This window comes from Pseudoalteromonas sp. OFAV1, from assembly GCF_021532595.1.
Taxonomy (GTDB): domain Bacteria; phylum Pseudomonadota; class Gammaproteobacteria; order Enterobacterales; family Alteromonadaceae; genus Pseudoalteromonas; species Pseudoalteromonas lipolytica_C.
Genome location: NZ_JAKGBG010000080.1, coordinates 1 through 9,348 on the forward strand (window position 1 = coordinate 1; position 9,348 = coordinate 9,348).

Below are 9,348 nucleotides of genomic sequence, written 5' to 3' on the forward strand. Positions count from 1 at the left end.
CTGACAATGCAGATAACAATGCGTCATTGGTTATAAAGAAACGGGCAATCAATCTCATTTTAGACTCTGGAACGGAGTTGTCTGACGATGGAGTTCTCAGAACTAAGTCAGATAGTGGACGTGGAGGAAATCGTAAGACTAGCCGAGCCAAAAGCTCGATTAGCAGTGTCCAACGAAGCGTCAAAAAAGAAAGGTTAGTCGCTTAGGCTACTATCTTGGAAGCTCGCGAGCTTTAGCTGCGAGTAGTTCACTTAGTGTTCATGAAGTCAGATTATTACTAAATTAATAAATTTCCTATTGATTAATATAATATCTATTGGTATATTGGTTTTGTTGATTTTTATTGTCACATGTTGCTTTATCATATAGCCGGACCAACCACCGGCTTTATTTTGGCGGAATGGCAGAGTGGTTATGCTGAGGATTGCAAATCCTCCTACCTCGGTTCAATTCCGGGTTCCGCCTCCAGATTTTATAACAATGAATAATTTGTTGTTACCTAATTTCATAGGGAAGTTGGCTTAGAAGCAGCCATCTTTTAAAGAGTAGCTCGACGCTTTCGCGACAGTTGGCACTTAAGAGTACGGCAGTCCTTTGGCAGCACAATTAAATTGCGCTGAATAGAATTGGAACCTGTGCTTGTATGTGTACTGCATCTATTAATTTAGAACCCAAGCCTCTTGTATCTTGCAAAAGGGGATTCAATGTATCTTTCTGTAACTGTAGTGCATTGAATCCGGGGGAAGTAGTTACAGGTTAGAAGACAAGCTTTTGGCGTAATAGCACACCTATGCAAATAACCTGAGTATTCAGGTGATAGGGCGGAAGCCCACTGTAACCCTTACATTGACCATATTATGGTTTGAGAATCGCTAACGGCCATTCCTAATGTAAGGGTTGCAACCCTCCCGCAAAAAAACTCATCTTTTGTTGACTTGACTTAAATTAAGCATAGAATTCAATACGTATTAAACTACATTAAGGTATTATTATGACTATTGATTTAAGAAAGTTCGAAGACGAATACTCCAACAAAGATCCTGAACTAGTTTCATTAACAAAGCAGTTCGGTATTTCTTTAAGTAAAAATAAACTTAGTAACGAAGTTGCAAAGGTTGCTGTGTGCTTAGATGTAAGCTATTCGATGAACAGACTTTATTCTTCAGGTAAAGTAGGGGAGCTAGTTAAGAAGTTAATCCCTGCTGGCTTAAATTTTGACGATGATGGTGAAATCGATATTTTCCAATTTGGCCAGTCTGGTAAACAACAAGATTCAATCAATTTGGATAATTACAATCAGCGAACACATTCACTTAAAGATCAGCGTTTAGAAGGTTACACAAACTATTCGGAAGCTATTAAACTAGTAGATAATTTTTACCGTAATCAACCAGATAAAAACTTAACACCTGTATTTGTTATTTATGTTACAGATGGCGATGCTTCAGATAAGGCTAAAGCTATTGAAGCTATTCGTAAAATTTCGGATCTACCAATCTTCTTCCAATTTGTAGCTATTGGTGAAGACTACAATCCACTAGAAGCAAATGAACCAGTTAAAGAAGAGCCTAAAAAAGGTTTCTTTGGTAAATTGTTCGGGTCATCTTCATCGTCAACAAACAGTCAATACCCAACATCATTTAAGTTTCTCCATCAATTAGATGAATTAGATGGGCGAAATGTTGATAATGCAGGCTTTTTCGCGGTGAAAGAAATTGATTCGTTATCAGATAAAGAAATGTATGATTTGTTACTGAGCGAATACCCGTCATTCTTAAAAGAAGCTAAAGCCAAAGGCATTCTTCAATAATATAATTTGAACTAATAGAGTTAAAGCTGTTTCGATTAATTATTAGCAACAGCTTTAACTTTACTTAGTGCCTAAAGGCATCTTATTTCAGATATGGCTTTTGTATTTTTAGACCAAACAGAAATTGTTCTTACTAGACAGTTCGGGCTGTAGTTAGTTATTTCTTTAATCACATTCATATCGAGCAATCCTTCGATATAACAAACATTTCCTGAGCACGAATAGTCCTGATACTGTTGTATATAGAAATACATCGTGAAAAAAGTTAGATAGTATCGAGAAATAAAAAAATAACTAAAGTCCGATACTATCCAATACCGGACTTAATAAGCCATAACTTTGCTACCGACCATGCACTAGCCAAACACTAATCAACATAGCCCATAAATAAGATTATGTTAAATAACAATATTGATAGATTAAAAGGCATCACTACTACACATTTTTAAAAAGGTCTTTATACTTAAAATCGAAGATTTTATTAAAAGGTTCACTCAATGAATTGTTTACACGAAATTACTGAAAATGACATAAATACAGCACTACACTTATTTGAGATTATGGCCAACCCAAGAGATCATTGGTCAGGATCAGCAATATATGGCACTGGCATTGACACTAACAAACTATTAATTTCATACTTCTCGGACCAACTATCATGTTATAGCGTTAAGTTGACTTTAGGTAGTATATCTTCACCAGAATGGACTGAAGATGGTATTTATAACCCAAGTTCATGGTTGCCAAAGCCAAAGATATACCAGCCGCACACCTTTTGTGAAAGTAAAATAGGTAAAGGTCAGACAGGTAAAGATCGCTTCCTTGTATTGCAGCTTTTAGAGTACTTTAATGTATTCAACAATGTCGAAGTTGAGTGGGATTGTAACTTGCCTTACTTCTATATTTCTTCAGAAAATATTGTTATGTTTTTTTCAAATACGGATTTAAGAAGAGCTTTGAAAATCGCAAAAGCACGAAATGCCAATAAAATCTGCTATACATCACTTTCGTATGAAGTTGATTACAATAAAGTGTTTGAAGACCACTACTATCTAGACAGTAAGAAACCTCCTTTCATAAACATGTCCGTATTTGATCTTAGCAAAGGCTCTATTGATTATTTGCTAAGTTATTAAAGAAATTTAGTAAATTTCTTTATTAATTTACTAAATTATGTATTATGGCCTTACATTATTAAATAAGGTCATATTTATGAATTCACCATCACTAATTATCTCACTTGCGCTTGAAAATCTTAATTGCACTCAAAAAGAATTAGCTGAAAAACTATCAGTTTCACAAACTCAAATTACAAAATGGAAAAATGATGAACATATGTCACACTCAATGAGAGCTGACATTTTAGATTTAATAGGACTCTCTGAATCTACTCATGATTTGGATTTGATATCATTTACCGGCTCAGTTTGTGAGGCTGAACGATGGAAAGTGTTATTTGACCACATTAGGGAACTTATAACTTTAGGAACCGAACACCTTTACGAATGCGAAGTTCTTGAAGATGATGAATATGGTGTACCAATCAAGAGTATTAAAATACTCCAGCGGCTTGGTGTTGATGTACCAAAAATTCTTCCAGAATATATTGAATCAAAATTGATGAGTGACGAACTTGATGATGAAGAACTCGAAGAAATTTTGGACTTACCATTTGTTAAGATAATCGTATGCGCAATGAAAGCGCTTGTGCATATCTCCCCTATTTACTCATTATATGTTTTACCAATTGGGTCTAAAATTGAAGATCTAGGGGGCGAGTCTGGATTTGATGAAATTTATTTTTCTCTTTTAGAACTTGCATTCGTTAAGGGTATTTCCAATGAACAAGATTATGAACTTTATTCATCAAATACTTTTCATACATTTCAACTCGAAGTTCTAAGATTTTTCGATCAAAACTTATATGAAATGAAAAAAATGGCATGTGAAAACAATATCCCTATTGAATATGACATTTCAGCACTTTCAAATGAGCCTACAACTGTGTTGTGCGAGCATCTTGAAAGCTTAATGCTTGATAAATATCCTAGAAGTCACCCAGATGTGTTTATGGATGAACTCTTAAAGAAACAACGTATAACATTAAAATTGGTGGAAAAAATTGCTGATGAAGTTGGAGTTTCTTTATCTAATGAAGATATTGAAGAACTTTTTAATTAACTAAAAACTGAGTTATCTGTCCATACAGAAATGTACAGATAACTCGATATTTTAAATTTCAAAGTAAAATTATCATTAGCTCTTAATTAAACATCAAAATCATTCTTTCATTCAAATTGGCCTTTATTTTTCTTACAAATTCATTAATAGAAAAGCTTTCATTTTCAAAATCTATAGAACTGAAATCTAATTTCATTCCATCTAAGTGGCTGTAATTATCCATATCCATAAGCGCCCTTTTGTTTAACTTCACCGTAAGATTTTTGGATACAATTAAATACCCTTCATCAAAGAGCTTGTGAATATCTCTACGTAGCAGTAAACAGTTCCACGGTAAAAATGACTCTTCGATGGTTGTGTTTTTGTGTGGAACTATATGGGCAGCTTCCAGTGCTACGTCTGGAGCCTCTCCTGTTATCAAACAAGTATTGCCGTAAATCCTGAACGCTTGCTTTCTAAATTCAGCTTGAGCCCTATTGTCGCGTGTTTTAGAAAATCGCTTTTTATTTGGTTTACCTAGGATAAAGTCATATCCCTGAGCAAAGCTCAAGAATTCCGTTAGAGACTCACTTGAAAACGTTGGACATCTACTTTTATAGAAATCATTGTGCAGTACAGAAAGGATGACCTTCTTGTGATAAGATTTCGATAACTCTACTGCCTTTGTTTTTTCATTTACTGGTAAATTTGTCAATTTCCTTTTTACAGAACTTTTACCCGCGACGAAAAATCTTGGTTTTTTATTCTTAAAATTTAGAGTGAATATAGCCTCACCTAACTTCGACTTAAAGTTACCAAACTCAATTCTTGTGTTTTTTTCTCTACTCCAGATATCCAGAGGCCCAAACTTTTTATATAGAATATGTAGTAACCAATTTAAAAAGTTATCAGGTAGGTACTGTCTGTTATCTACATTGTTGTTTATGAATGCAGTTAAATGGCCCTCTACATCAGCAAGACGTTTACCGTAATCATTCCCAGCTTTTATAATGATTTTTGCGCCCTTACCCATACTTATCTCCGTGTTTTTATGTACTATTGCATGTCATTAAACATTTGAGCAGCATGCCCTAGAGTAGGCTCTAAGCCTAATTTCTCTAACGCTTTAATCATTCTCGGTGAACCATAAGTCAACGCTCTTGCCATAACATTAAAGCCTTTTGGGTCGCAATCATTAAAGTCAAAGTTAGGGAAATCCTTTCTTATTCTACAGAATATTTCTATGCTGTCTTTTTCAGCACATATATCCACCGCATTAAAAAAGTCACCATCTCTGTCTTCAGGTTTTATTTTTACAGTCTTAGCAATTTCATAAAGAGCTTCGCTGTTTTTCAATGCAGCTAAATGCATTAGATTTTGATGATTTTCAGTTGTGAAGTCATGTAATTGTTTATCTGAAAATAAACTTAGTGAAGCATAATCATCATTGTTAATTAATTTATTAATTTTAATATTAATAGGAGTCATTTCTTTTGCAGCTTTACCAAATATGAAGCTAGATAGGTCACTAAGATCAGAATCTATATTATTACTCTTAAGAAACTCTTTTAATTCTTCGACAGACTCGCTTAAACTATTAAATTGTGAAAACCCGGCATTATCGATCTCACTCAAGTAATCTCTTCGTATGATAGCTATAATTAGAAGAGCCTGCGCAGGTGTTGTTAAGTCATCGCTGAGATAAGTTGTATCTAACTCAATGTCCTCAATTACAGTCTGACCTTGGGAGTTTACTATTGCTTTGTCATCGATATCAAAAGCTAAATCTCTTCCTATCTTATATAAAACTTTACTCCCTTCTTTATGTATTAAATCAAACCTTTGATAGTAAGTTGTTTCGATGCTACCGTCACTAATTTCATGTAGAAACTTATTTTGTTCTTCTATGAGTTCTATAAGCTCATCATCTCGCTGAAAGTTACCTTTTACCATTCTCCATCCCTGTCCCGACCAATTCATAGAACTGTCAGCCGCTTCATTAAAATCTATTGGAGAATCACCAATTGTGTACTGGTTGTCATAAATATCAATTATCTTAAAACCATAAGATCTGCTATAAATTTGATCTATTTCAGCTTCATCATTCCCATAACTTGTGCCAATTACGGGAATGTTATTAATTAAGCAATCTTTAATGCCTGAATCCTTAACTAACCAACTTTCACAAAACTCTTCGAAACCGGGACAGTTTATTGAAACCAAATCAGGCATACCATGTTCTTTGATATAGTGCCCAAGACTAGATTTAAAAAAGTTAGATTTAACATTTGTTCCGATATTTTTTGTGATTTGTATACCAAAATTTCGTCTGTTGTAAATTTTTAGACCAACGAAATCAAGTTCCCATTTGATACTAGAATCAAATATTTTTTCTAATACACTATATGCATTTCCATCATTAAAGGTATCCATAAATTCTGCACCAGCAATGCAAATACGAATAGAGTCTCGACCATCTAAAATTTTTGGGCAAAGCCTCTGAATATTATTTGCTAATGAGATTGGAGCGCATAGATACATTTGCTGGTGATGTACAGGGGTAGTACGATTAAAAAATTGATCTGGTTTTATTGCACTAAAAAGCTCGCTCCATTCACTTAGCTTTGTTATATCCATGATAGTCTCCTGCCCTTTTAATTGTTACTTCGACTTTCTTGTTGATTTAAGCCGAAATGTTTGAGATTTTATTATGGCACTAATACATAAGACCTACAAATGTAAAATCCTATTAAGGTTATACACCTTGTTTTTTAGAATAATGAAGTACTTTTTTAAAGGTGGATTGCGGAACATCATTTTACTCTTAAAATTGATTAATTATGTTTAATCGGTGCCAAATGATATGCTTATAAGAAATTTTGCTCTAACCACTCTACTTCTAGCGTCTACTTCAGCAGCACATGCAGAAAATAATCTACGCTTTCTGTCTAATGTAGATGCAAGTATAAGTGCTAGTGAAGATACACAAAACGATGAATGGGTTCCATTTCTCATATATGATAAAGAACCATTAGTAACTGATGAAAAATGGCTAGAGCTAGTTGCAAACATGACTGAAGGTGTAAAAGTTGTTTCTACTGTAACTGGAAATGAAATCTTTCACTCAAAAGAATTACTTACTCGTGAAGATCTTTGTTCGAACATATATGACTTAACTTCATTACAGCCTGACTTTAAAAATTACCAAAGTTGGACAGTGTTATACAGATATGAACAAAGCGGCTGCGGCGGAACCGGAATGGATTATACCTATACTGCCATTCGTAATGTTTATGGCCGTTTGTATTACAATCTTAGAGACTCCGGCGTTAACTACTCAGCTATCCCTTACGATGTTAGCTCTGAAGTCATTTTTTATATAAAGTAATCGAGGACTAATTTTTACTTGATAGAATTTTTCTAACGAATGTGGGTTTCCAATTTAGTTTGCACGCTCAACACCTCATTTTTCCCCTAATATTTGAACACTAAACCCAGTTTGTATGTGCGCGGAGCTAACATCTTTGCTTGATGCTCTCTCGGTACACTTTGTTTTTACTAGCGTGTGCAATTTTTAAGGTCAACATCTCAACTTCTGTGCAGACTTTAAGGGAAACGTGCAAACTTTATTGTCATTGCATATTTTGTTCGAATCAAGAGCTACGTCTACACTTCTAAGGCAATATGTATGAAGTCCTAAAATGTATGAAGTCCTAAATTAGCGTTCTACCAAATGTGGTATAATTGTTTTTATAGAAAATAAAAATAAGGCCCTTTTATGAAATTTCCTGATTCACAAATAGAGATCTATGACTTCATTGCAAGCACGATAATGAACCAAGATGTTCTTGATAAAGATAAAGATCGCCAAATCCGACTCGCTTTAATGCATTTAAAAACGACACCTGAGTCTACAGAACTCAATGAACACCCTGAGATTCTAGGTATTTCTCTTAACCCGAGTGAACAATGTTTTAATCCAGATAACTCGATGTCGTTCAGATCGGCGGATGAATATATTGTTAGCCGTACAAAAAAATTAAATAATAGGTATGATGAGATTTTGATTCATCTAGAGAAAAATCCCGCTAGAGAATTACCTGAATTTAAAGAACAAAACAGATTAAATGCAGAACTTGAATCAATTGTAGATAGTTTAGAATCTTTTAATGCAAATATAGTTGATACAGCAATTACACTAACCTTTGATGATTCAGATTACAAATACGTACATGAAGTTTTGAATCTGATAAACAACAAGCAGTCTCTTCAACATGTAGCAAAATCACGAGAAATTGGGTCAACCTATGGACTAAAAGTTGAAATACTTACGAACAAACAGAATGCTAGCCACATTCTTGACCTTGTTAACGAGAAGATAGATTTTGATGATTTTATATTTCAAAACATTAGTATTGAACCGGCACCAAAAAGACTTACAAGATTAATAGATAATCATGATGTTAGATTACAATACCCTAAAGAACGAAAACCTGTGGATCTAAGTTCACTAGATTTTAGTGGAATGAACATGTAAAGAACTTTTTTAATGTAACCCTAAATGCATCATTTCATCTAGGGTTACGAAATAATTAAGTCCGTTTTCTGTCTAATGACACTTCAAGTTTAATCCCTCTAGATGGAACATAAATTTCTTTAATTACAGTTTCAAAACCTTTCTTCTTGATTTCAATTTTATAACGTCCGGGACTAAGCATCATGCCCTGTGTAAATTTTTCCCGAATATTTAATATCCTTATTGAAGCATCTTCATTCTCAAATGGTCTAGGTTTTATGTAAAGGAAGCCCTTTTTATTAGATATGTTTCTCTTATATTCTTCAAGTTTCTCATTAGGGTTCATTTCTTCTAAAGCTATATAAGCGCTATTTATGCCAGCTACTGCATTGATGGTAACATCTTTACTTTTGTAACCCTTTTGGCGAACTTTTAGGTTAAACTGTCTATTACTAGGCAATAAAGTATATTCCCCTAAAGGCATTATAACATCTGAGAATGAGATTTGATGATTGGTAATTATAACCTCAGCAAAATCAGGATATCTTTTGATATCAAATACAACATAGTTGTTTTCTTTGTAAAAACCATTATTGGGATGGTCTGATGGTAGAACTTCAGAGCTCTTCCTGATTTCATATTGATTTATCGGGTAACTCAAATAATAAAGCGCCCAGTCCGCCTTATTAGATATCTGGTAGGCCAACCACCAGTTGTAATATTCCGCACTACCCTCTTGAACAAATGTTCGCCACATTCTCGCCTGCTTTAGCTGCGAGTCAAGGCGAACGGTCTTGACTTTAATGAAGTAGGAATTATTATGTACTGTATATGCATACAGTTAAATAGAGGGCGATTTGTT

Annotated in this window: 9 protein-coding genes and 1 tRNA gene; 7 read left to right on the plus strand and 3 right to left on the minus strand. The window is 34.1% G+C overall.

Features of this window, described 5'->3' with window-relative positions; all coding sequences use genetic code 11:
* From L1267_RS23100 to L1267_RS23120, 5 genes are all read left to right on the plus strand, one after another.
* The coding region (locus tag L1267_RS23100; RefSeq protein ID WP_442960579.1) for a hypothetical protein at positions 1-206 on the plus strand (206 nt) is incomplete at its 5' end.
* A 188-nt stretch (positions 207-394) separates the two neighbouring features.
* Positions 395-468, plus strand: a tRNA-Cys gene (locus L1267_RS23105).
* A gap of 523 nt (positions 469-991) precedes the next feature.
* Positions 992-1,810, plus strand: a complete 819-nt coding sequence (locus L1267_RS23110; RefSeq protein ID WP_235384343.1) for a VWA domain-containing protein — start codon at positions 992-994, stop codon at positions 1,808-1,810.
* Between the two features lie 497 nt (positions 1,811-2,307).
* Positions 2,308-2,946, plus strand: coding sequence for a hypothetical protein (locus L1267_RS23115; protein ID WP_235384344.1), 639 nt, complete (start codon positions 2,308-2,310; stop codon positions 2,944-2,946).
* Between the two features lie 76 nt (positions 2,947-3,022).
* The gene (locus L1267_RS23120) at positions 3,023-3,991 is read left to right on the plus strand and encodes a helix-turn-helix domain-containing protein (RefSeq protein WP_235384345.1); all 969 of its coding nucleotides are present in this window, start codon (positions 3,023-3,025) and stop codon (positions 3,989-3,991) included.
* Between the two features lie 82 nt (positions 3,992-4,073).
* Here L1267_RS23120 and L1267_RS23125 read toward each other — a convergent pair whose 3' ends face one another.
* Together L1267_RS23125 and L1267_RS23130 are read right to left on the minus strand one after the other, a co-directional pair.
* Positions 4,074-5,003: an HNH endonuclease signature motif containing protein gene (locus L1267_RS23125; protein ID WP_235384347.1), complete on the minus strand. Its 930-nt coding sequence runs from the start codon at positions 5,001-5,003 to the stop codon at positions 4,074-4,076.
* 23 nt (positions 5,004-5,026) lie between these two features.
* Complete coding sequence (locus L1267_RS23130; protein ID WP_235384348.1) at positions 5,027-6,607, minus strand: hypothetical protein; 1,581 nt, start codon at positions 6,605-6,607, stop codon at positions 5,027-5,029.
* Between the two features lie 226 nt (positions 6,608-6,833).
* Here L1267_RS23130 and L1267_RS23135 point away from each other — a divergent pair, with 226 nt between their 5' ends.
* Both L1267_RS23135 and L1267_RS23140 read left to right on the plus strand, forming a co-directional pair.
* Complete coding sequence (locus L1267_RS23135) at positions 6,834-7,358, plus strand: hypothetical protein (RefSeq protein ID WP_235384350.1); 525 nt, start codon at positions 6,834-6,836, stop codon at positions 7,356-7,358.
* Positions 7,359-7,748: 390 nt separating this feature from the next.
* A complete protein-coding gene (locus tag L1267_RS23140; protein WP_235384352.1) occupies positions 7,749-8,507 on the plus strand; it encodes a hypothetical protein in 759 nt (252 codons plus the stop codon).
* A 55-nt stretch (positions 8,508-8,562) separates the two neighbouring features.
* On the opposite strand, the gene L1267_RS23145 is transcribed toward L1267_RS23140, so the two are convergent.
* The gene (locus tag L1267_RS23145) at positions 8,563-9,243 is read right to left on the minus strand and encodes a hypothetical protein (RefSeq protein ID WP_235384353.1); all 681 of its coding nucleotides are present in this window, start codon (positions 9,241-9,243) and stop codon (positions 8,563-8,565) included.
* Between the last annotated feature and the right edge of the window lie 105 nt (positions 9,244-9,348).

Coding starts and splice junctions, on each gene's coding strand:
- L1267_RS23110 (WP_235384343.1), top strand. CDS start 992: ATGACTATTGATTTAAGAAAGTTCGAAGACGAATACTCCAACAAAGAT.
- L1267_RS23115 (WP_235384344.1), top strand. CDS start 2,308: ATGAATTGTTTACACGAAATTACTGAAAATGACATAAATACAGCACTA.
- L1267_RS23120 (WP_235384345.1), top strand. CDS start 3,023: ATGAATTCACCATCACTAATTATCTCACTTGCGCTTGAAAATCTTAAT.
- L1267_RS23125 (WP_235384347.1), bottom strand. CDS start 5,003: ATGGGTAAGGGCGCAAAAATCATTATAAAAGCTGGGAATGATTACGGT.
- L1267_RS23130 (WP_235384348.1), bottom strand. CDS start 6,607: ATGGATATAACAAAGCTAAGTGAATGGAGCGAGCTTTTTAGTGCAATA.
- L1267_RS23135 (WP_235384350.1), top strand. CDS start 6,834: ATGCTTATAAGAAATTTTGCTCTAACCACTCTACTTCTAGCGTCTACT.
- L1267_RS23140 (WP_235384352.1), top strand. CDS start 7,749: ATGAAATTTCCTGATTCACAAATAGAGATCTATGACTTCATTGCAAGC.
- L1267_RS23145 (WP_235384353.1), bottom strand. CDS start 9,243: ATGTGGCGAACATTTGTTCAAGAGGGTAGTGCGGAATATTACAACTGG.